Genomic DNA, 20,862 nt, shown 5'->3' with positions numbered 1-20,862 from the left:
TCAGGTTTTAGTTGGAACTCAATTTAATTTAAGCAATAATTATGCCAGTATCTTAAATTATGAACGTTTTTTTATAAAAGTGATAATACACATGAATAGGATAAGAACATAATAAGGTAGATTTCCCCATCTTGCATAAGGGGTTAAACCAGTGGTTGGGGATAATGTTGCATTTAACACACCTTCAGTAAATGCAGGTATTTGCTGAATAATATAGCCTTTTTTATCAATAATTGCAGTTATGCCATTATTGGTACTACGGATTAAGGGTCTGCCAAACTCTAATGCTCTTGCTTGTGCCATTTGTAGATGTTGTTTTGGCCCAATACTATCACCAAACCAAGCATCATTTGAAACAGTCAGTAAAAAGTCAGTATCCTGTTGAAAGTTATGCCATATGTAATTAGATAAAATCACTTCGTAACAGATTGCCGTTGTAAATTTAAATCCTTGCATTGTTAATTGGGGTTGCTTTTTATCGCCTTGTTTCATTGATGACATAGGAATGTCTAGCAATGCGGCAATCGGTTCAAGTACAGATTCTAACGGAATAAATTCACCAAAAGGGACTAAATGATGTTTTTGATAACGATTGGTTGTTGGATACTGATAAGCTTCTTTACCTCCTAACACTAAGAGCGTATTGTAAATATCACCGTTAGCTTGGTCTTCAGCGTTTTTTAAACGGTAATCAATAATACCCACCGCTATTTCGGAACCTTTAGCTCTCGCTTGGTTATCTAAATAATATAAAAATGGTTGTTGATTTATCTCGAAGTCAGTAATGCTCGCTTCTGACCAGATAATGATTTTATCTTTGCCTAATGATTGTTGTGTGAGTTGATAATAAGTTTTTAACGTGCTTTCCAATTGTTCACTATTCCAACGTAATGATTGTGGAATATTGCCTTGGATTAACGAAAAGTTGGCTGTACGTTGCTGATCTACGGTTGTCCAATCAATATCTTTGAATGAAATTGGTGCAATAAAGATCGCTATTAGTGCAAATATCGCACCAAGCACGTGCTTTTTATGAACCTTGGAACGCAATTGGTGTAAAATATAAAGTATTAATCCACAGATAATACTAGTAATTAAGTTAACCCCTTCTATACCAATAATAGGAAAATATGCACGCAAAGGGCTATCTAGTTGGCTATATCCAAGCTCTAGCCAAGCAAATCCTGTTAAAATATAGCCACGTAGAAATTCGCTAAATTGCCAAATTACAGGTGCAGTAATAACAAGTTGTTTAAAAGAAAAGGCAGGGGCATAGCGATCCAGCATTCTTAATAACAGTGCAAATAGCATTGGATAAAGCGATAAATAGACAATTAATAATCCCAATATGACAATAGCAATCGCGGTGGGTAATTCACCATATTGTTTGATACTGATATAAATCCAATGTACGCCACCAACAAAATAACCTATCCCCCAAGTTAACCCTATCAATAAGGCCTGTTTTTTGGATTTGTCAGCAATTAACCATAATAGACCAATAAATGAGATAAAAGCTAAAGGCCAAATATGAAAAGGCGCATAACTAAAAACAGCTATGCCCCCCAAAATTAAACTTAGGAAAAGGTGTTTAAGCATTTTCTGGTAGCTCTAAATTAGGTATAGTTGCACCTTCAGGAATTGTTACATGTAATTGAATGATACGCCGGCGATCGACTATCGTCACTTTAAATTGATAGCCATCAATCAAGATACTTTCGCCGCGTAACGGTAAACGACCGAAGTGTTGCATAACCAGTCCACCAATGGTATCCATTTCATCATCACTAAATGAAGTAGCAAAAATTTCATTGAAGTCCTCAACAGGTGTAAGCGCTCGGACGGTATAAACGGATTGAGATAAACGACGAATATTACGATCTTCGACTTCATCGTATTCATCTTCGATATCACCAACAATCAGTTCTAGAATATCTTCGATAGTAACCAGTCCTGATATACCACCAAATTCATCAATGGCCATTGCCATATGGTAACGCTGCATACGAAACTCTTTCAACATATGGTCAACACGTTTACTTTCGGGCACAATGACCGTTGGTCGTAGGATTTTTTTTAAATCAAAATCAGCAACACCTTGGCGAATAAAAATCAGTAAATCTTTGGCAAGTAGCACACCTTCGATGTGATCTCTATCTTCACTGATCACAGGATAACGGGAATGCCCATGTTCAGAAATGATATCTAAACATTGATCAAGCGTGTAATTGTCTTTGATTGTGATTATTTGAGAGCGGGGAATCATAATGTCACGAACGCGTTGTTCTGCAATATCCATCACACCTTCAATCATATCAAGCGTATCAGGATCGATGAGTTCGTTTTCTTCTGCTTCGCGGATAACTTCGATCAGTTCTTCTTTATCTTTTGGTTCTGAATTAAATAACTGACTTAACCATAGTGTAAACCCTTTTTTGGTTCTCCGGTGATTATCATCACTCATTTGCTCTCTTCCTTTGTTTTGATTTATTGTTTAATTAGTTGTGGTAGATAGTTATATTAACTAAATGCTTACATTAGTCAATTGCTTGATAAGGATTATCAAAGCCTAATTGCCGCATAATGTCTATTTCAATATTTTCCATTTCTTCGGCTTCTTCGTCAAGGATATGATCATAACCTAATAGGTGTAAGCAACCATGAACAATCATATGCGCCCAATGTGAAGTTAGTGATTTATGTTGCTCTTGCGCTTCAGCTTCTACCACTTGTTTACATATGATTAAATCGCCTAATAGTGGCACATCAATTTCAATCGGTGATTCAAATGGAAAAGATAATACATTAGTCGGTTTATCTTTATGGCGATAAGTATTGTTTAGCTGTTGGCTTTCAGCTTGGTCAACAATGCGGATGGTAATTTCTGCTTGATCCATAAATTGTGGTAAAATCACATCTAACCACTGCATTATTTGTGTTTCGCTTGGTAGGTTGTCAGTTTCTTCACTTGCGATTTGCAAATCTAAAATAATTTCGCTCATTTTATTTTCCTAATGACGATTATTCACGATGATAAGGGTGATTGGTGGTCAAGCTCCAAGCGCGATATAAACTTTCGGCAACAATTACCCGTACCAGTGGATGGGGCAAAGTAAGTGGAGAAAGTGACCAACTCTGTTCAGCTGCAATTTTACATGCAGGAGAAAGACCTTCAGGACCACCAATCAGTAAGCTCACATCGCGACCATCGGTTTTCCAGCGCTCTAATTGTTGAGCTAAATTGTGTGTTGTATATGCTTTACCAGGAATATCGAGTGTGACAATGCGATTACCTTTACCGCAAGCATTTAACATCATTTCACCCTCTTTATCTAAAATGCGGACAATATCCGCATTTTTGGTGCGCTTACCGGCAGGAATTTCAATTAGTTCTAAAGGCATATCTTTAGGAAAGCGGGAACAATAATCATCAAAAGCTGTTGTAACCCAATGAGGCATTTTGTTGCCAACAGCAATAAGTTGAATCTTCACTAGATTAACTCCACAGTTTTTCCAGTTCGTATAGTTGTCGGCTTTGTTCCTGCATAATATGTACGATAACTGAATCCATATCAACCACTACCCAATCTGCATCATTTTGACCTTCACTACCTAAGACCAAATATCCTTGTTTTTTTGCTTCATCGAGTAAATGTCCAGCTATTGAGGCAACGTGACGATTAGACGTACCAGTACAGATAATCATATAATCTGTAATACTTGATTTGCCTCGCACATCTAGGGTAACAATGTCTTTGCCTTTTAGATCATCAATTTTATCAATAATAAAATCTTGTAACGATTGTTGCAAAATAATCTCTCTACTGTTAAATATAAAGCGTCATTATAGCATATTTTTTAAATAGAATGGTGGTGATAATACGCCGAACTTTTGGTAGCAAAATTAATTTAGCCGTTTACTCACTTAACAATCATTAGCTATCCCCAATAAACGTTGTGATCATTGGGGAGTAGGGAAATGTAACTATAACTTAAAGTGTAATAACCCGATCAAATAACGGATTATTGGTTAAACGATGAGTAACCATAAGTAACGTTTTTCCAGCACATGTCTGTTTAATTAATTGAATTATCTGTTGTTCAGTTTGTTGATCAAGGCTTTCAGTTGGTTCATCCATCAAGATCAAAGGCGAGTTGTGGAGTAAAGCTCTTGCGATACCTATTCGTCGAATTTCGCCTCCCGATAATGTTCGTCCACCTTGTCCAAGGGGTAAATCTAATCCTTGTTCGGTTGCAAGTAGTTTGTCCAGTTCGACTTGATGTAATACCTCTTTTAATTGCTTATCTGATGCTTGGTCATTACCAATAAGTAGATTTTGACGAAGGCTATCACTAAAAATAGTGATAACTTGGGGTACAACGGCAATAACTTTGCGCAAAGTTGGCTCATCGAGTTGTTCGATAGGCGTGTTATTAATAAAAATAGTACCAGAATTGGGTTGCCAGCTACGCGTGACTAAACTTAGTAATGTTGATTTGCCGCAACCGGTTTTACCCACTAATGCTATATGTGCACCAGCTTCAACCGTTAATGAAAAATGGGTTAATATCGCAAAAGGTTGATTTGGATAACAAAAATTTATGTGATCAAATTGTAATTTTGCTGAATTTAAATCAATTGTCTTGCCATGTTCAACAAAATGTATATCGGGTGTTTGGTTGAAAATATTTGTTGTACGTTTAGCCGAGGCAATGACTTGACCTAAAAAGATAAATGCCGCAGGAATTGGCATTAAAATTTCGTTACTGGCAAGGCAAACAAATACAAATAATGCAACAAGTGGTGATAAGGTATATTGGGTTATAAGCCAAAGCACCAGTAATGTTAAAAAGCCTGCAATTAGTATAACCAGTGCGGTTGATAATGCCACTAAGGTTGATTGGCGTTGTTGATTGTAAAGCCAGTTAGATTCAAGTTCATCTAGTTTAACTCGGTAACGGCACTGTGCGTTAAATAAAATGAGCTCAGCTTGCCCTTGTAAATAATTGATTAACAGCGATCGATACTCACTTTGTTGCTGAGCTAGCTGTTCACCCAATTGCTTACCAGCATAATAAAAAATAATGGGCACAGCAAGTAGGGTTACCGTAAGTATAATACAAATGATTAATGCAATGGGTAGATTAATGGTACTTAATCCAATAAATAGCAGCACAATCATGACTAATGCCGTTACAATTGGTGAAAATAATTTTAAATAAAGATGATCTAGTGCATCAATATCAACAATAAAACGATTAAGTAAGTCAGCTTTTTGATAATGCGCTAATTGATTAGCACTTAGCGGCAATATTTTTTTAAAGGCCAACGTTCTTAAATACGCTAAAATTTTAAAGGTCGTGTTATGATCCACTAATCGTTGCATATAGCGTGAAGCTGTTCGTGTAATTGCTGCCGCACGTACACCTGCCGCCGGTAACATATAATTAAACGTATACAAACCTGCAACACCAACTACCGCTGTTGAGGCTAAAAACCAACCGGATAAAGATAATAAAAAAACACTGGCAAATAACGTCAGTATAGACAGTGATAATCCCAAAATAATTTGCCAAAAATAGTGTTTATACAGTGCAATATAGGGGCGTAAAATGGCTAACATGCATGCTCCTTGCCGTTAATACTCTGTAGTTTTCCCTGTGACAATTGCCATATTTGATCATACTCTTGCATATCTTCATTTTGGTGAGTAATGGTAATCGTGTTGATCGCAATATGTTGTTGATCAATTTGCTGTACCGTTTGCTTATCTAAGCTGGCTGTGGGTTCGTCAAGAATCAATAATTGACACGGTTTTAACATTGCTCTAGCTAACGCTATACGTTGGGCTTGTCCAACTGATAGTCTCACTGCATCTTCTCCCACTTGTGTATCTATACCAGAGGGCAATTTGGCTATAACATCTAGTAATTGCGCTTTTTTTATGACGGTTTCGAGTTCTTGGTCTGATGCATTTTGTTTACCCAGTAAAATGTTTTCGCGCACAGTGCCATTAATTAAGTAAGGATTTTGACCAATCCAACTAATTTGTTGTTGCCATGTTTTGATCTCTATTTGGCTAAATTCAATATCATTAATGGTTAGCGATCCTTGGTAGGGTAAAAAGCCCAATAATACATTCATTAATGACGTTTTGCCTTCACCACTGGTGCCTATCAAAGCTAGATTGAACGGTGCCTTTAGCGTGAAAGTTAAAGGCCCTACAATAGGCAAGCCTTCGCTAGACATGACGATTAAATTAGTTGCTTTAATCGTCTGTAATGTTTGCTTAAATTCAATATTGGTTTGTAAGTTATGACTTGCTTGTTTTGGTTGCTGTTGGCTTAAAAATGTTTCGATATTATCGGCTGCTGCAATCGCTTCTGCTTTGGCGTGATAATATGTGCCAAGATCGCGTAGTGGTTGAAAATATTCAGGCGCTAAGATAAGCGCAAAAAAGCCTGCAAATAACGTCACTGTGCTATTGTATGAACCAAAATTAAATTCACCTAGATAAGAAAAACCAAAATAGACTGCAACAATTGCAATTGATATTGAAGTGAAAAATTCTAATACCGCAGAGGATAAGAATGCTACTTTTAATACTTGCATGGTTTTGATGCGAAAATCTTCAGATGCTTGGGTTATTTGTTTGGCTTGTTTATCACCTTGATTGAATAACCGAATGGTTGCTAGTCCTTTTAGGCGATCTAAAAAATGCCCACTAAGGTAAGCGAGTGCTTTAAAATGGCGACGATTAATATCGGCAGCCCCCATTCCAACTAAAATCATGAAGATAGGAATAAGTGGGGCTGTACATAGTAATATACCTGCCGCAGCCCAGTTGAACGGTAAAATAGCAAAGAAAATTAATATAGGAACCATACTCGCTAGCCGCATTTGAGGCAGATAACGAGCAAAAAAATCGTGCAGCTTGTCAACTTGTTCAATGAGTAAAGTGCTCCAAGCACCTGTAGTGCTCTGATTTAAATAAGCCGGGCCTAGTAATTCAAGTTGATTGATAAGCTGGTGTCGAATGTTTTTGCGAATTTTTGTAGCCAATGAAAAGTTGATTTTTTCACGAAAATAAATCAATGCAGCACGCGCTAGAAAGGTAATGACGAGCGCTAAAAAATAGGGCAGTACTTTATTTAAATTACGTTGTTCAATAATTAATTTTTGCAAAATAATAGCCAATAGCGCTGCTTGAACAATGATCAAAATAGTGAGTAAAAGGCCAGTTAATAGTGAAGCACGCAAATCAGCTTTATGTAGTTTTGCGTGCTGTTTTAACCAACTAAGTAGATAGGTTTGACGTTGTTTATCTAAAGACATGAAATTTTATTTTTATTTTAAATTATCCAAATAATGCTCGGCATCTAACGCCGCCATACAACCTGTTCCCGCGGATGTAATCGCTTGTCGATAAACATGATCCATCACATCACCTGCAGCAAAAATACCTTCAACACTCGTTTGCGTTGCATTACCTTGTGTGCCTGATTGTACTTTGATATAACCACCATTAAGTTCAAGCTGTCCTTCGAATATTGCGGTATTGGGTTTGTGACCAATAGCGATAAATACGCCCATCACAGAAAGTTGCTCGGTGAGATTGCTATCTTGTGTGCTACGCATTCTAACACCTGTTACCCCCATATTGTCACCCAGTATTTCATCCACGACTTGATGAGTATGCAATATTACTTTACCTTCTTTTACTTTTTCATTTAGTCGATCCATTAATATTTTTTCTGCTCGAAAACTATCGCGTCGGTGTATTAAGTGTACCTCACTCGCAATATTGGCAAGATAAAGTGTTTCTTCTACAGCAGTGTTACCACCCCCTACGACTGCAACTTTTTGATTTCGATAGAAGAATCCATCACAAGTGGCGCAAGCCGAAACGCCTTTACTTTTGAAAGCTTGTTCTGATGGTAATCCTAAGTATTGTGCTGATGCTCCGGTAGCAACAATTAATGCATCACAGCTATATTCAGTTTCACTACCGTAAAGTTTGTAAGGTTTCTTGCTAAAATCAACACGATCAATTTGGTCGATAATAATTTCTGTATTAAATCTTTCTGCATGTTCTTTCATTTTGACCATTAATTCAGGACCGGTTAGTTCCGGTGCCCCAGCTGGCCAATTTTCAATTTCGGTAGTGGTTGTTAGTTGTCCACCTTCTTGTGTGCCAGTAATCAATACTGGTGATAAATTTGCTCTTGCAGCATAAACGGCTGCCGTGTAACCGGCAGGGCCAGAACCAAGTATTAATAAACGAGCATGTTTAGTTTTCATATTACTATCCTTATTATTTAAATATTCTGGCTATTAGCAACCAAAGCTGTGCAATTTATAACTGATAAGTTTAACATTATCAATCCATGTCATGAAAAAAATTGATTATTGCAGTAATAGGTTATCGCAATAATTTTTTATTGTTGTAATTTTCAAAGTTTATCTTTATATTTTCATTTTTTTTAAACTATTTTCTTATTTTTAAAACTATATTTTGTTTAATTTCTTTTTTTAAGTGATTAAAATTAATCTTTTAAATTTTTTGTGACTTTATTCCGGTTATCTGTTTAGATTACCCGTATAAACTAAAAGGATATAAGATGAATAATACTACTATAGAAAAAGTCGAGTCAGTGCTTTCAAAAATTAGTTGGGCACAACAAATGTTAAATTCGGTGCAACAACAGGTTAATGATCCTCAACTTGGTAATATTTTATCAGGCATTGAGTTTATAATAGATTGCGCTTCTTCTGATGCAGAAGCGCTATATAATTTAGTGAAATAAAGGGTAGTGTGATGTTAGTTGGCTTACCCTTCATCTCGCCGAGTGACGAGTGAAGGCAATTACTGCCTTATTTGTCATTAGGTAAATAAGTTGTCATATCGGTAAGTGGCCAGCGAATATGTGGTGAACTAGGTTCATCAGCCCGATATCCAAAGGCGATACAAAGTCCAACACCAAATACTTGGCCGCTGAATTGAGGAATTGTATTTTCAAAAATTTTGATGACTTTATCACTCTCAAACCCACCTATTGCACAGGAATCGATGCCTTTGAAAGCAGCAGCCGTCATCATATTTGCGCTTGCTATATAGATTTGCATTTCTGACCAGTGATTGAGGGTTAAACCGTCAGCGAGTCCATGTTTACAAAAATTGATAAAAGATTGGCAAGCAATGTCGATAGCGGTTTTATCCTCTGGATTCGGTAAGGTTCGAGCAATGGTTCGACGTAAATAATCACTTTGTAATGTAAAATTATTAGCCTTACGATAAAGGGCAACAACGTAATGCGAGCAGCTAGTTACTTGTTCTTGATCATAACAAATTGCACGTAATTGCTTTTTAATTTTATCATTGCTCACCACAACAAAATGCCAAGGCTCCATGCCAAATGATGATGGAGATTGACGTGCTGCTTCTAGAATATATTCCATATCGATATCATTGATTTTTTTATTGATGTCGAATTTTTTACATGCATGTCTAAATTCAAAGGCCTGATTTAATTGATCCATATTCTCTCCTAATGTTGTGTATTCCATGGTGCAACTTTAATTAATAATAGCATACCTGGTAAGGCTAAAATCGTACATAAAGCAAAAAAGGTTGTCCAACCTAGATGTTCGACCATCACGCCAGTCGTTGCATTTATCAATGTTCTGGGAATTGATGCGATACTTGTAAATAAAGCAAACTGTGTTGCTGTATAAAGTGGATTAGTAGTTTTCGCAATAAACGCGACAAATGCGGCAGAACCTAATCCCACCCCTAATGCTTCAAATCCTATAACAATGGCTAACATAATTTGTTGATAACCGGTAATGGTTGTAAATGGCCCTTCAATCGATAACCAAGCAAAGCCTAAAATAGAAATAACCTGTACAAAGCCAAAAGCCCAAAGCGCTCGATTAATCCCAATTTTGATCATCAATATTCCACCAACTAACGCACCAAAAACACTCGGCCATAAAGATGCATTTTTAGCAATCCAACCAATATCTAATCGACTATAACCCATTTGTAAATAAAAAGGTGTAGCTAAAGAGGTTGCCATACTATCGCCCAATTTATAAAGAAATATGAAGGCTAAAATAATGATTGCATTTTTAACACCTTGACGAGTGATGAACTCACTAAATGGTTTTATGATGATCGCTTCAAGATTATGATTTTTGACTGATTGGTTAAGTGGTTCTTTGACCCATAACGTCATAATGATAGCTGGAATCATAAATAGTGCAGTAATAATAAAAACACTATGCCAAGCTAAATAACTAGACAATATAAGCGATAATGATCCAGGTACGAGTCCTGCAATTCGATAGGCATTGGTGTGAATACTATTCCCTAGACCCAGTTCATTATCAAGTAAAAGCTCTCTTCTAAATGCATCTAAAGCAATGTCTTGCGTCGCCGAGAATAGCGCGATAATAAAACAAAGTGTGGCAATGAGCCAAATATTGAGTGAAGGCGATAAAAAACCTAATAAACTAATGGATAAAACTAATATGATTTGCGATATGAGCATCCAGCCTCGGCGTCTGCCTAAATGGAATAATGAGGTATTATCCATAAAGGGGGCCCAAACAAATTTAAAAATATAAGGCATTTGCGTTAAAGAAAATGCACCAATTGTTTTAATATTTATTCCTTCGCTTTCTAACCACGCAGGTAAAAGTTGTAGTAATAAATAAAATGGCAAACCAGATGCAAAACCTGTAAAAATACAGATGAGCATTTTAGTTGTAAAAATGGTTTTAAAGATGGTGTTTTGCGTATTATTCATTATTTAACATTAATGGTTAGTTTTTTTGCAAAGTGTTATCATAGCACATTAATAACAAATAATTGTTAAAGCCAATAAAAAGCGTTTTACTCTGACTAGATTGACTAAACGTAAAAATTTTAACTCGTTTTGACTTATTTTAATAACAATCTTAATCTAGGTAGTTAAACTCTTTTTGGACAGACTTAAAGTAAAAACATTCAAAACAAATAATCACGATATTCATTGCATAAATTTGAAAGAGGTTAATTAGTATGAAAGGTAAAATCAAAATAGCGGTTTTTAGTAGTAAACATTATGATAAAGAACATTTAGAGATTGCTAATAAAAAATATGGCTTTGAGATTGAATACTATGAACATAAACTTAGTCATAAAACAGCAGTTACAGCCCAAGGTTATGATGCCGTATGTGTATTTGTTAATGATGAAGTCGATAAGCAAGTTTTACAAAAATTAGCCCATTATGGCATTAAAATACTCGCATTACGCTGTGCTGGGTTTGATAATGTGGATTTAGCTGAAGCTAAAAAATTGGGTATTACCGTCGTGCGAGTACCGGCTTATTCACCTGAAGCAGTTGCTGAGCATGCTGTTGCGTTAATGATGACACTCAATCGTCGAACTCATAAAGCTTATCAGCGTACCCGTGATGCTAATTTTTCACTGGAAGGTTTAACTGGTTTTAACATGCACAACCGCACCGCAGGGGTGATAGGTACAGGTAAAATTGGTCAAGCAGTTATCCGCATCTTAAAAGGGTTTGGCATGAATATTCTTGCTTATGATCCCTATCCAAATGATATCGTTGTCGAATTAGGTGCTCAGTATGTTCAATTAGACGAACTTTATGCAAAATCAGATGTCATCACGTTGCATTGTCCAATGTCACCGGAAAATTATCATTTATTAAATAAAGATTCATTTAACAAAATGAAAAACGGCGTAATGATTATCAACACCAGCCGTGGTGGCTTATTGGATGCTACTGCTGCAATCGAAGCGTTAAAGCAGACCAAAATCGGTGCGCTAGGTATGGATGTTTACGAAAACGAACGAGATCTCTTTTTTGAAGATAAATCTAATGATGTCATTTTAGATGACGTATTTCGACGTTTATCATCATGCCATAATGTGATTTTTACAGGGCATCAAGCTTTTTTAACTCAAGAAGCATTATTAAATATATCTGACACAACTTTAAATAACATACAACAGATATCAGAAGGAAAAGCAAATCCTAATATTGTTGAGTAACGCCAATAATTTTAGGATATTGCTTATTGTTTTAAATAACAAAATATGGATGAATTATGCAACGTATTGTTATCGTAGCTTCTATGCTTTTATTGCTTGCTGCTTGCACAAGTAACAAGCAATCTTCACCCACACCGATGCAAGAACATCGAGGACATGCGAATGTTAAAGGCGGTGTTTACCTAGAACAAAAACATAATCAACCGCTAACCAATAGCGGTCCGTTAGAAATTACTAAAGAAAAATTTATCGACCGAATGGTCAATAAATATCGTTTTGATCGCCAACAATTGCGAAATGTACTTGCTCAAACAAATAAACTTGATTGGGTGATTAACTTGATGGATAAACAAGCACCAAAAACAGGTGTATCAACGATACCAAATGGCGCCTGGATTCGGTATAAAAATAAATTCATCACTGATAGCAATATACCTAAAGGTGTTGATTTTTGGAATAAGTATGAACCCGATTTGAAACGCGCTTACCAAGAATATGGTGTGCCACCCGAAATTATTGTTGGGATTATTGGTGTTGAGACTGGTTGGGGGCGAGTAATGGGTAAAACAACTATTATTGACGCTTTATCTACACTCGCCTTTTATTATCCAAGACGCGCACAATATTTTTCTGAAGAGCTGGAAGATTTCTTGTTAATGTGTCGTGATGAAGGTGTCGATCCCTTTGACTTGAAAGGATCGTTTGCAGGTGCGATGGGATATGGTCAATTTATGCCATCAGCTTTCCGAAATTATGCTGTAGATTTTGATCGTGACGGTCATACCGATCTTTGGAATCCTGTCGATGCGATTGGTAGTGTGGCTAACTATTTTAAAGCTCATGGCTGGAAACGTGACAAAAAAGTGGCAGTTATGGCGAATGGTCAAGCGCCTTTATCACTTGATACTGGGTTTAGTACTAAATATTCAATTGAAACCTTAGCTAATGCTGGTTTGAAACCTCAAAGTTCTTTAGAGGGTTACAAAGAAGCAAGTTTACTACGCTTGGATATGGGGGATCGTTATCAATTTTGGTATGGTTTACCTAACTTTTATGCCATAACACGTTATAATCACAGTACCCATTATGCGATGGCAGTATGGCAATTAGGATTAGCTGTTAAAGAGGCAAGATAGCGTTAAATAGATAATTTATTAAAAAGGTCGCTTTAGCGACCTTATTTTTAAGAAGGAATTAATCTTATCTTTATCCATCCTCGTTATTCGTTACTATTAATAAGTGCTATATTTTCATTACAGAGAAGATACCAATAATTTTAATGCTAACAGTAATAAAAAAATGCCGAAATACTTGATTAATTTATTAATTGATAATTTTTGTGCTATTTGAACACCAACTTTAGCCATGGGTATACTGGCTAGCATAATTGAAAATACAGCTGGTAGATACACAAATCCAAGACTGTATTGAGGAAGCTCTGGAATGTTCCAGCCAGCAATGATATACCCAATTGTTCCACCTATTGCAACTGGCAGAGTAAATGCCGCTGATGTGCCAATGGCTTTACGCATATCGATACCACATTTTTTCAAGAATGGTACCACTAATACACCACCACCTACGCCGACTAATGCCGCAAAAACACCAATAAATGCACCAACAAGCACAAAAACACTATTCCCTGTACTCATTGTTTGAGTGGTTTGATTGTGATTAACTTTACTGGTCTTAAAAATAAATTTTCCGCCAATGTAGAACAGAAAAGCTATAAAGATCCACCTAAGATAGACACCGGGAATATAAGGGGTCATATACGATCCAATTATTGTACCGACAATGCAACCCAATACCATTTTCTTTAACACAGACCATTGAATATTATGGTTTTTATTTTGCAACCAACTCGATGATAAACTCGTACCAATGATTGTTGCTAATGATGAAGCAACTGCAATATGGTTGATCCAGTTGTTACCAAAATTGAAATGGTCAAGTGTAAAAATCAAAGCAGGAACGATTAATGCACCACCACCAATACCGAACATGCCAGCCAGCAAACCGGCAAATGCGCCAATACAGATGAAAATAACAAATTCAACAAGCATTTTAAGTCCTTATAGTGATTAACGTAAAACTAATCACTTTTCCATTTGTTAATTAGATAAATTGATCACTGGGTTAATTATTTTAACAACAGTGTCGATTATTTTTCTCATTGGCTGGTTATTGTACCTGACATATTTGAATGGTAGCAATCTATCAAAGAGTAAATAATCAAATATTAGCAATGAGTTTAATCACAATCTAATACGCTAAAAGATGACATAATGATCAAAAAAGCTTATGTTATTGAGTAATTCAAAAGAAGTCACAAAATATTATGACAATTTTATATTGAAAGGAGTGAAATAATGAAAGATCGTTTAAAGTGGATTGATGATTTTGGTTTTTTAGGTGAAACCGCAAGTGGCCACTCATTGGTCATGGATGGAGGCATTGAGCACGGAGGTCGTAATCGTGGCGCTCGTCCAATGGAACTTTTACTGCACGGTGCTGCTGGCTGTATGGCTTATGATATTATCGCTATCTTAAAAAATAATAAAAAAGATGTGCGTGATCTTTGGATTGATATTGATAAAACGCAGGCAGAATCTTCACCCAAGGTTTACACCTCAATTAATTTCCATATTGTGATTACCGGTGTAAATATTGACAATGAAAGCGTTGAAAAAGCGGTAAAGCTTGCGTCAGAAAAATATTGCAGTGCTTCAATTATGTTAGGTAAAACAGCCAAAATGTCTTATACCTATGAGATTAGAGAGCAACGTTAACTATTTTATATAACTTATAATTATAATCTAATAACTAGCTGATCTTAGTCTGTTTTGCATTAATCGTATAACATTCTATTTTGTTGAATGAAATGTAATAAGAGTATGATTATGCAGCAATTAAAGAAAAATATGCGATTCCGAGATTTAGTGATTTTGGGATTGCTTTTTATTGGTCCAGCAGCACCAGTAGGATTATTTGGTGTGTTATACGCGATCAGTGATGGTGCCATTGCTTTAGTGTATATTGTCGCTACTTTCGTTATGGCTTTTACCGCGTATTCTTATGCTAGAATGGCTCGTGCTTTACCACATGCCGGCGCAGTTTATGCCTATTGTTCTGTTGGTATTCATCCCAATGCTGGTTTTTTAGTTGGCTGGTTATTGCTACTTGATTATATGTTTATTCCTGCTGTTGCTTATCTATTTAGTGGTATATCACTCAATGCATTGATTCCCGAAGTGCCTGTATGGATCTGGACTTGTTTAGCCGTCGTGATTACCACAACATTAAATTTAATTGGGGTTAAAAAATCAGCAAAAATCACATTAATTATCTTAATTCTTGAAATTATTATCCTATTTGCTGTGTTATTGGTGGGTATTTGGATTATCGCAAATAGTGATATTAGCCGCAATTGGTTACATCCTTTTATTGGTGGTGAGTTATTTACTTGGGGCAAATTATTTAATGCGGTGTCTATCGCAGTTTTATCTTATTTAGGCTTTGATGCAATTGCTACTTTTTCTGAAGAAAATAGTGGTCAACGTAACATAGTGAGTAGAGCGATTATCTGCTGTTTAGTTTTAGCGGGTGCTTTATTTGTAGTACAAATTTATGTTGGTGCTTTACTTAATCCATATAGTGCAGATTATTTAAATAGTCATCCTGAACTAAAAGGTAAAGCTTATTATGACATTGTTAATCACGAAATTAATGTATGGTTAGGATGGTCGTTAAGTTTAATGAAAGCGATCGGTGCATCATTTGCGGCAATGGTTGGGCAGGCTGCGGCAAGTCGTTTATTATATAGTATGGGACGAGATAAACGTTTACCTTCATTTTTAGCCAAAGTTGGTCAAAAAAGTGGTGTGCCAACTGTTGCAATTTTATTTGCGGCGATCTTTAATTTAGTTTTAGTTGTTATTGCGGCAAATAATGATAAGGGGCTGCCTACTTTAGTCTCATTTGTTGATGTCGGTGCATTAACTGCCTTTATAATGTTACATGTTGCAGTAATTGGTTATTTCAAATTCAAAAAAGCTTCTAAAGGATGGCTTTCTTGGATTTTTGATATCTTAGTGCCTATTGCTGGTATTGTAGTATTATTACCGGTATTAATGCATATTGATAACGATGCAAAAATTGTTGGCGCAGTTTGGTTAGCTATTGGCACTGTCATGCTCTACTTGAATAAAAATCGCAATCAACCGCTTTGGTTAGAACAAAATAACCAAGACAGTTAATCGATTTTCTTCAACGGATATAACAACTTGATTGTAGCACATGATTATATAATAATACCTTCATTTTTAATTAGGTGTTATAACCATGCTTTCAGAAATAGTAAACGGTGCGTTAATTTCAGCCAGCTTAATTATTGCTATTGGCGCTCAAAATTTGTTTGTTTTAAAACAAGGATTATTAAAAAACCATATCTTTTATGTATCAGCCATTTGTTTTGTCTGTGATTTTGCCTTAATGTCTATTGGTATCTTAGGTCTTGGTACGTTTATTAGTCGTAATCCGTTAATTACCAATATATTGGCAATATTGGGCGCGCTTTTTCTTATTTGGTATGGTTTTGGTGCATTTAAAAGTGCGATTAATGGTACGAGTAGCATGCAAATAGAATCGCAAAGTACCGATAATACTAGCCGGGTAAAAGTTGTAATGGCAACTTTGGCCGTCACTTTACTTAATCCACATGTATACTTGGATACCGTTGTCATTGTTGGCGGTATTGCGGGCACGTTAAACAGTCAACAAAAATTGGCTTTTTTGATTGGTGCTGTTTGTGTTTCTTTTATCTGGTTTTTCAGCATTGGCTATGGGGCAAGATTACTTACCCCTTTATTTAAACAAAAAAGAATGTGGGTAATTTTGGACTGCATTGTCGGTGCTGTGATGTTTTATATTGCTTATCGATTAGTTACGTACGTGTTTTTTGCAAATTAGACCAACCAAATTCGATTGATGATTGATAATTCATCGTTTATTTGTTGATAACATTTATTTGAATTATTTAAAATAAATTTGCTAAGTCGTGCATTTAATCTTTCAAGATTAGCATGTAGTGTTGAAAAATTGATTCCAAACAGATTTGTCGACTGCGAGTGTATTCATGGTCACTCTATAGTTATTAAAATAAACTTGAATCGCAATGAAAAAAGATGGTGGGTCGTGAGCGATTCGAACGCTCGACAAACGGATTAAAAGTCCGCTGCTCTACCGACTGAGCTAACAACCCATATAGAAAACTGCTAAAAGTGGTGGGTGATACCGGGTTCGAACCAGTGACCCCCTCCTTGTAAGGGAGGTGCTCTCCCAACTGAGCTAATCACCCCAAATGTTTTATTTCTAAAACGTCACGGTAAAGATTGGTGGGTGATACCGGGTTCGAACCAGTGACCCCCTCCTTGTAAGGGAGGTGCTCTCCCAACTGAGCTAATCACCCTTACCGTGTGGATGTGCATTATAAGGCACGTCTTATTTCAGTCAACCTTTTTTTTTATATTTCTGCAAAAATAGCCTTGTTCGGTTTAAATTTAAACATTTTTTGGATGATACTTCACAAAAACACGTATTTGCGATTTTTATTTTGGCAATGATGCTTATGATTGAGTCATGAAAATTAAATTACATGAGCTGCTAATTGATGAAGATTATAAATAAATATCGAGTGGTTATGTTTGTTGAGCCATCAATCATACGATATAAAGTAATAAACAACCGGGATCGATTAACAGCTTCATTGTCTGAAGATTTAATGGAATATCCTTATCAGAATTTTGTTGATATTGACCTATTGCTCAGTGCATTACAAGAAAAGTTACCTACACTTGCTTCTTTTGAATTAAATTTGCATGAAGATTATATTCAATCCACTAAACTTGAACTTCCCCAAGTTAAATTAAATTTAAATGAAATACTTCTATATGTTGAAGCCTCTATCTATAAACTGTTTGAAATGCCAGCCAGTCACGCGTTTTTTGATTTTGTTTATTTGGCTAAATCACAAAAACAATTAATGGTTGCGATTTGTGATCGTAAATATGTGAATCAATGGGTTGAGCTATTTAAAAAACATCATTGTCGGTTGAGTTTTATCGGTTGTGTTTTTAAACAGTATAAATTCAATTTTTTACCTTGGAGACAGTCAAAACATAAATCACAAAAACTTTATTTAGCAATGACTACATTAAGTTTAATTGGAATTTTGAGCTGCCTATTTTGTTATTGGTGGTTGCAAGTTAGCAGCGAATTAAATTATTATTTAACACAATGTTCTAATCAACAAATAATTAAACAAAACTTAGCTCATCAGCTCTCAACATATAAGCCCGATCCTTCACCGAGTCAACAGCAAATCAAATGGTCATTATTATTGATTTCACAGATTTTACCACAAAATATTTGGTTGACCTCGTTTACTTATACCCCCAATAAAGTGAGTTTATTAGGACATAGCTTCAACTATAAAGATATTACAGACTTTAATTTAAATTTATTACAGCAAGACCTTATTGAACAAGGACACGTTAAAACGATCAGTAATGATAATCAAAGTTTATTGTTTGATATGGATTTAAAGCTACATGAATAATGATTTTTTTTATAGACCATTTTGGCAACAATATTTAATTTGCATTTTATTTCCCATTATTGCGTTTTTAATAGGCTATTTAGTTTTAATTGAGGATATACAAAATGAGTCAATAAAACAGCGTGCGTTATACCAAGAACAGTTGCAACAAATTGCATCATCGAAACTAAAAATTGCGCGTTATCAGGCAGGAAAACAACATGCATTACGCGTGATTAATCAAAATCAACTCGCATATTTTATCGAGAAAAATCAATTGGTATTAAACATGTTTAAATATCATCAAACGGATACGGGTGTTAGGTGGGAAGTTGGACTTAAAGGTAATTTTAGTCATTTTATTCATTTTCTATCCGAACTCAATAATGAATATTTTTATTTGGATTTTGAAAGTTTAACTATCACCAATCAAGAAACGTATCTTCAAATTATTTTTACGTTATTATTCAAAAAGGAGAACGAGTGAAAATCAACTTTGTTATAGCCCAATGTTTATTATTGATTAGTGCTTTTTCTCGCGCTGATAATGAAGTAAATCGTGATCCTTTTTTACCTTCTCAACAAGTGACGTGTAGTGAACAACAAGAGAGTTTACTAAAGCAGATCAAAGTCTGGCAATTTAAAGGGATAGTAGCTCAGGTGAATAATTCTTATCATCAAATTTGGCTTTATTCTGAAAATCAGTGGTTATCAATCACCGATGATATTGTGCCACATGTGTTATTTCCTTGGTTTATCCAATCTTTGCAAAATAATCAAATGATATGGCAGGCAAATCTTACGAACTATTGTCATGACACAGTGCAATGGATGATGCAATTAAATGAATAGTACACAAATGATGTGTTTTTTTCATCAAATTTTAAATGAAGTGAAATTAAAATTAAAGGTTGTCGGTTTGGGTCTGTTGATAATGATAGTCGTGACTACCAAGATTGATGCCAATCAAATCACGGCTGATCGATCATCTGATTTGAGCATCTCAAACAAGGTTTCAATTAATTTTTATCAAACTGATATTGCAATCATTTTACAGGCTTTGGCTGACTGTAAAGCATTAAATTTAGTTATGGCTGATGATTTGTCTGTGAAGCAAACTATTAAATTACGTGATGTGGAATGGCAAAAAGCTTTAGATATCACTCTTCGATCAGCAAATTTACAGGCAAAAATAGAGGAGAATATTTTATTCATTTCTAAAGCTGACGATCCTGAACAGTTAAGACAAAAACGGCAAGCTGAGATGAAGCAACAAGAGCAAACACAAGCACTAAAAGCACTTTCTATTGCCGTTAACCATGCCGATTTGACTACATTAATCGATGCCATTAAGCTGCAGGGCTTATTATCGGAACGAGGTAGTGTTGTGATGGATAAACGGACAAACTCATTAGTCATCACCGACATTTCAAAGCAATTGGATCTGATTAAAAAACTGGTTGAAGTTATTGATAAACCTATGCCACAAGTCCACATATCAGCACATATTGTCACAATGAGTGATGAAAGTATGGATGAGCTTGGTATTAAATGGGGATATGCGGGGGGATCCTCACAATTACTAGATAAGTTTGATGTTGGGCTTGGTGTGATTAATTCAACTTCAACGTTAGGATTTAACTTAGCAAAACGTTCTGGGAGTTTACTTAATTTAGAACTGTCAGCATTAGAATCGGAAAATCAACTTGAAATTATTGCTAGCCCTAATTTATTAACTGCCAATCAAAATACGGCGTCTATTAAACAAGGAACAGATGTGCCTTACGAAGTATCAAGTGGTAATAATGGTGCAACGACAATAGAATTTAAACAAGCTGTTTTAGGTTTAGAAGTCACACCTAAAATACTTGACGATAAAAAAATGATTTTGGACTTGTATATTACACAAAACACTACTGGTCGTTCTATTAAACGCCGTGATGGTGGGGAAGCATTAGCGATTGATACGCAAGAAATTAAAACACAAGTTATGGTGAAAAGTGGTGAGACTGTTGTACTAGGGGGGATTTTTCAACAGTTAAATGATAAAACTAAACGTGATGTGCCCGGTGTTAGTGAAATTCCTTTGTTCGGTAACTTATTTAAATATAAAGGTAAAAAACAACAAAAAAGAGAATTAGTTATTTTTATAACCCCACAATTAGTTGAGTAAATGCCAACAGCGTTGTATTATAC

At 35.6% G+C, this 20,862-nt stretch carries 21 protein-coding genes and 3 tRNA genes; 10 read left to right on the top strand and 14 right to left on the bottom strand.

What is annotated here, in order from left to right; genetic code table 11:
• Positions 1 to 57: 57 nt before the first annotated feature.
• The 8 genes from lnt to trxB all read right to left on the bottom strand — a co-directional run bounded on the left by lnt (position 58) and on the right by trxB (position 8,302).
• The gene (gene lnt / locus J3U56_RS03535) at positions 58 to 1,599 is read right to left on the bottom strand and encodes an apolipoprotein N-acyltransferase (protein WP_267366743.1); all 1,542 of its coding nucleotides are present in this window, start codon (positions 1,597 to 1,599) and stop codon (positions 58 to 60) included.
• Positions 1,592 to 2,464: a CNNM family magnesium/cobalt transport protein CorC gene (gene corC / locus J3U56_RS03530; RefSeq protein ID WP_267333220.1), complete on the bottom strand. Its 873-nt coding sequence runs from the start codon at positions 2,462 to 2,464 to the stop codon at positions 1,592 to 1,594. The genes lnt and corC overlap by 8 nt, the downstream gene beginning before the upstream one ends.
• Before the next feature lie 73 nt (positions 2,465 to 2,537).
• Positions 2,538 to 3,002 carry an rRNA maturation RNase YbeY gene (ybeY, locus tag J3U56_RS03525; protein WP_267333219.1) on the bottom strand — a complete coding sequence of 155 codons (465 nt, stop codon included), beginning with the start codon at positions 3,000 to 3,002 and terminating at the stop codon, positions 2,538 to 2,540.
• Positions 3,003 to 3,021: 19 nt separating this feature from the next.
• The gene (gene rlmH, locus J3U56_RS03520; protein WP_267333218.1) at positions 3,022 to 3,492 is read right to left on the bottom strand and encodes a 23S rRNA (pseudouridine(1915)-N(3))-methyltransferase RlmH; all 471 of its coding nucleotides are present in this window, start codon (positions 3,490 to 3,492) and stop codon (positions 3,022 to 3,024) included.
• Between the two features lie 4 nt (positions 3,493 to 3,496).
• Positions 3,497 to 3,814, bottom strand: coding sequence for a ribosome silencing factor (gene rsfS, locus J3U56_RS03515; protein WP_065634195.1), 318 nt, complete (start codon positions 3,812 to 3,814; stop codon positions 3,497 to 3,499).
• A 178-nt stretch (positions 3,815 to 3,992) separates the two neighbouring features.
• Positions 3,993 to 5,624, bottom strand: a complete 1,632-nt coding sequence (cydC, locus tag J3U56_RS03510) for a heme ABC transporter ATP-binding protein/permease CydC (RefSeq protein WP_267366741.1) — start codon at positions 5,622 to 5,624, stop codon at positions 3,993 to 3,995.
• Positions 5,618 to 7,336, bottom strand: a complete 1,719-nt coding sequence (gene cydD, locus J3U56_RS03505) for a heme ABC transporter permease/ATP-binding protein CydD (RefSeq protein WP_267366739.1) — start codon at positions 7,334 to 7,336, stop codon at positions 5,618 to 5,620. Before cydD ends, cydC begins: the two co-directional genes overlap by 7 nt.
• A gap of 12 nt (positions 7,337 to 7,348) precedes the next feature.
• A complete protein-coding gene (gene trxB / locus J3U56_RS03500; RefSeq protein WP_267333215.1) occupies positions 7,349 to 8,302 on the bottom strand; it encodes a thioredoxin-disulfide reductase in 954 nt (317 codons plus the stop codon).
• 320 nt (positions 8,303 to 8,622) lie between these two features.
• Between trxB and J3U56_RS03495 the strand changes: the two genes are divergently transcribed.
• Positions 8,623 to 8,808 carry a hypothetical protein gene (locus tag J3U56_RS03495; protein ID WP_065633294.1) on the top strand — a complete coding sequence of 62 codons (186 nt, stop codon included), beginning with the start codon at positions 8,623 to 8,625 and terminating at the stop codon, positions 8,806 to 8,808.
• Between the two features lie 67 nt (positions 8,809 to 8,875).
• Here J3U56_RS03495 and J3U56_RS03490 read toward each other — a convergent pair whose 3' ends face one another.
• Both J3U56_RS03490 and J3U56_RS03485 read right to left on the bottom strand, forming a co-directional pair.
• Positions 8,876 to 9,541 carry an NAD(P)H-dependent oxidoreductase gene (locus tag J3U56_RS03490; RefSeq protein WP_267333214.1) on the bottom strand — a complete coding sequence of 222 codons (666 nt, stop codon included), beginning with the start codon at positions 9,539 to 9,541 and terminating at the stop codon, positions 8,876 to 8,878.
• 8 nt (positions 9,542 to 9,549) lie between these two features.
• The gene (locus J3U56_RS03485; protein WP_267366737.1) at positions 9,550 to 10,812 is read right to left on the bottom strand and encodes an AmpG family muropeptide MFS transporter; all 1,263 of its coding nucleotides are present in this window, start codon (positions 10,810 to 10,812) and stop codon (positions 9,550 to 9,552) included.
• Between the two features lie 266 nt (positions 10,813 to 11,078).
• Between J3U56_RS03485 and J3U56_RS03480 the strand changes: the two genes are divergently transcribed.
• Positions 11,079 to 12,068: a 2-hydroxyacid dehydrogenase gene (locus J3U56_RS03480; RefSeq protein WP_267333258.1), complete on the top strand. Its 990-nt coding sequence runs from the start codon at positions 11,079 to 11,081 to the stop codon at positions 12,066 to 12,068.
• Positions 12,069 to 12,124: 56 nt separating this feature from the next.
• Positions 12,125 to 13,204 carry a lytic murein transglycosylase B gene (mltB, locus tag J3U56_RS03475; protein WP_267333212.1) on the top strand — a complete coding sequence of 360 codons (1,080 nt, stop codon included), beginning with the start codon at positions 12,125 to 12,127 and terminating at the stop codon, positions 13,202 to 13,204.
• A 117-nt stretch (positions 13,205 to 13,321) separates the two neighbouring features.
• On the opposite strand, the gene J3U56_RS03470 is transcribed toward mltB, so the two are convergent.
• On the bottom strand, positions 13,322 to 14,134 hold the full coding sequence (locus J3U56_RS03470; RefSeq protein ID WP_267333211.1) for a sulfite exporter TauE/SafE family protein: 813 nt from the start codon (positions 14,132 to 14,134) through the stop codon (positions 13,322 to 13,324).
• Between the two features lie 306 nt (positions 14,135 to 14,440).
• Between J3U56_RS03470 and J3U56_RS03465 the strand changes: the two genes are divergently transcribed.
• The 3 genes from J3U56_RS03465 to J3U56_RS03455 all read left to right on the top strand — a co-directional run bounded on the left by J3U56_RS03465 (position 14,441) and on the right by J3U56_RS03455 (position 17,039).
• On the top strand, positions 14,441 to 14,860 hold the full coding sequence (locus J3U56_RS03465) for an OsmC family protein (protein WP_065633299.1): 420 nt from the start codon (positions 14,441 to 14,443) through the stop codon (positions 14,858 to 14,860).
• A 111-nt stretch (positions 14,861 to 14,971) separates the two neighbouring features.
• Positions 14,972 to 16,327, top strand: a complete 1,356-nt coding sequence (locus tag J3U56_RS03460; protein ID WP_267366735.1) for an APC family permease — start codon at positions 14,972 to 14,974, stop codon at positions 16,325 to 16,327.
• An 85-nt stretch (positions 16,328 to 16,412) separates the two neighbouring features.
• Positions 16,413 to 17,039: a LysE/ArgO family amino acid transporter gene (locus J3U56_RS03455; protein WP_267333209.1), complete on the top strand. Its 627-nt coding sequence runs from the start codon at positions 16,413 to 16,415 to the stop codon at positions 17,037 to 17,039.
• A gap of 216 nt (positions 17,040 to 17,255) precedes the next feature.
• Here J3U56_RS03455 and J3U56_RS03450 read toward each other — a convergent pair.
• The 3 genes from J3U56_RS03450 to J3U56_RS03440 all read right to left on the bottom strand — a co-directional run bounded on the left by J3U56_RS03450 (position 17,256) and on the right by J3U56_RS03440 (position 17,538).
• Positions 17,256 to 17,331, bottom strand: a tRNA-Lys gene (locus J3U56_RS03450).
• A gap of 20 nt (positions 17,332 to 17,351) precedes the next feature.
• Positions 17,352 to 17,427 (bottom strand) — tRNA-Val (locus J3U56_RS03445).
• Positions 17,428 to 17,462: 35 nt separating this feature from the next.
• Positions 17,463 to 17,538, bottom strand: a tRNA-Val gene (locus tag J3U56_RS03440).
• 201 nt (positions 17,539 to 17,739) lie between these two features.
• Here J3U56_RS03440 and J3U56_RS03435 point away from each other — a divergent pair.
• The 4 genes from J3U56_RS03435 to J3U56_RS03420 are packed head-to-tail and all read left to right on the top strand — an operon-like array spanning position 17,740 to position 20,839.
• Positions 17,740 to 18,687, top strand: a complete 948-nt coding sequence (locus J3U56_RS03435; RefSeq protein WP_267366733.1) for a PilN domain-containing protein — start codon at positions 17,740 to 17,742, stop codon at positions 18,685 to 18,687.
• Positions 18,680 to 19,153, top strand: coding sequence for a hypothetical protein (locus tag J3U56_RS03430; protein WP_267366731.1), 474 nt, complete (start codon positions 18,680 to 18,682; stop codon positions 19,151 to 19,153). Before J3U56_RS03435 ends, J3U56_RS03430 begins: the two co-directional genes overlap by 8 nt.
• Positions 19,150 to 19,518 (top strand): hypothetical protein, encoded by a 369-nt coding sequence (locus tag J3U56_RS03425; RefSeq protein WP_267366729.1) that lies wholly within the window; start codon positions 19,150 to 19,152, stop codon positions 19,516 to 19,518. Before J3U56_RS03430 ends, J3U56_RS03425 begins: the two co-directional genes overlap by 4 nt.
• A complete protein-coding gene (locus tag J3U56_RS03420) occupies positions 19,511 to 20,839 on the top strand; it encodes a secretin N-terminal domain-containing protein (protein WP_267366727.1) in 1,329 nt (442 codons plus the stop codon). The genes J3U56_RS03425 and J3U56_RS03420 overlap by 8 nt, the downstream gene beginning before the upstream one ends.
• Positions 20,840 to 20,862 lie beyond the last annotated feature (23 nt).

The sequence above is a fragment of the Gilliamella sp. B2824 genome (assembly GCF_026536245.1).
Taxonomy (GTDB): Bacteria; Pseudomonadota; Gammaproteobacteria; order Enterobacterales; family Orbaceae; genus Gilliamella.
This window is presented reverse-complemented; position numbering and strand designations above follow the sequence as displayed.

Excerpts from the sequence above, each read along its gene's own strand:
- lnt (WP_267366743.1), bottom strand. The coding sequence starts at position 1,599 with ATGCTTAAACACCTTTTCCTAAGTTTAATTTTGGGGGGCATAGCTGTT.
- corC (WP_267333220.1), bottom strand. The coding sequence starts at position 2,464 with ATGAGTGATGATAATCACCGGAGAACCAAAAAAGGGTTTACACTATGG.
- ybeY (WP_267333219.1), bottom strand. The coding sequence starts at position 3,002 with ATGAGCGAAATTATTTTAGATTTGCAAATCGCAAGTGAAGAAACTGAC.
- cydC (WP_267366741.1), bottom strand. The coding sequence starts at position 5,624 with ATGTTAGCCATTTTACGCCCCTATATTGCACTGTATAAACACTATTTT.
- cydD (WP_267366739.1), bottom strand. The coding sequence starts at position 7,336 with ATGTCTTTAGATAAACAACGTCAAACCTATCTACTTAGTTGGTTAAAA.
- trxB (WP_267333215.1), bottom strand. The coding sequence starts at position 8,302 with ATGAAAACTAAACATGCTCGTTTATTAATACTTGGTTCTGGCCCTGCC.
- J3U56_RS03495 (WP_065633294.1), top strand. The coding sequence starts at position 8,623 with ATGAATAATACTACTATAGAAAAAGTCGAGTCAGTGCTTTCAAAAATT.
- J3U56_RS03490 (WP_267333214.1), bottom strand. The coding sequence starts at position 9,541 with ATGGATCAATTAAATCAGGCCTTTGAATTTAGACATGCATGTAAAAAA.
- J3U56_RS03485 (WP_267366737.1), bottom strand. The coding sequence starts at position 10,812 with ATGAATAATACGCAAAACACCATCTTTAAAACCATTTTTACAACTAAA.
- mltB (WP_267333212.1), top strand. The coding sequence starts at position 12,125 with ATGCAACGTATTGTTATCGTAGCTTCTATGCTTTTATTGCTTGCTGCT.
- J3U56_RS03470 (WP_267333211.1), bottom strand. The coding sequence starts at position 14,134 with ATGCTTGTTGAATTTGTTATTTTCATCTGTATTGGCGCATTTGCCGGT.
- J3U56_RS03465 (WP_065633299.1), top strand. The coding sequence starts at position 14,441 with ATGAAAGATCGTTTAAAGTGGATTGATGATTTTGGTTTTTTAGGTGAA.
- J3U56_RS03460 (WP_267366735.1), top strand. The coding sequence starts at position 14,972 with ATGCAGCAATTAAAGAAAAATATGCGATTCCGAGATTTAGTGATTTTG.
- J3U56_RS03455 (WP_267333209.1), top strand. The coding sequence starts at position 16,413 with ATGCTTTCAGAAATAGTAAACGGTGCGTTAATTTCAGCCAGCTTAATT.
- J3U56_RS03435 (WP_267366733.1), top strand. The coding sequence starts at position 17,740 with ATGAAGATTATAAATAAATATCGAGTGGTTATGTTTGTTGAGCCATCA.
- J3U56_RS03430 (WP_267366731.1), top strand. The coding sequence starts at position 18,680 with ATGAATAATGATTTTTTTTATAGACCATTTTGGCAACAATATTTAATT.
- J3U56_RS03420 (WP_267366727.1), top strand. The coding sequence starts at position 19,511 with ATGAATAGTACACAAATGATGTGTTTTTTTCATCAAATTTTAAATGAA.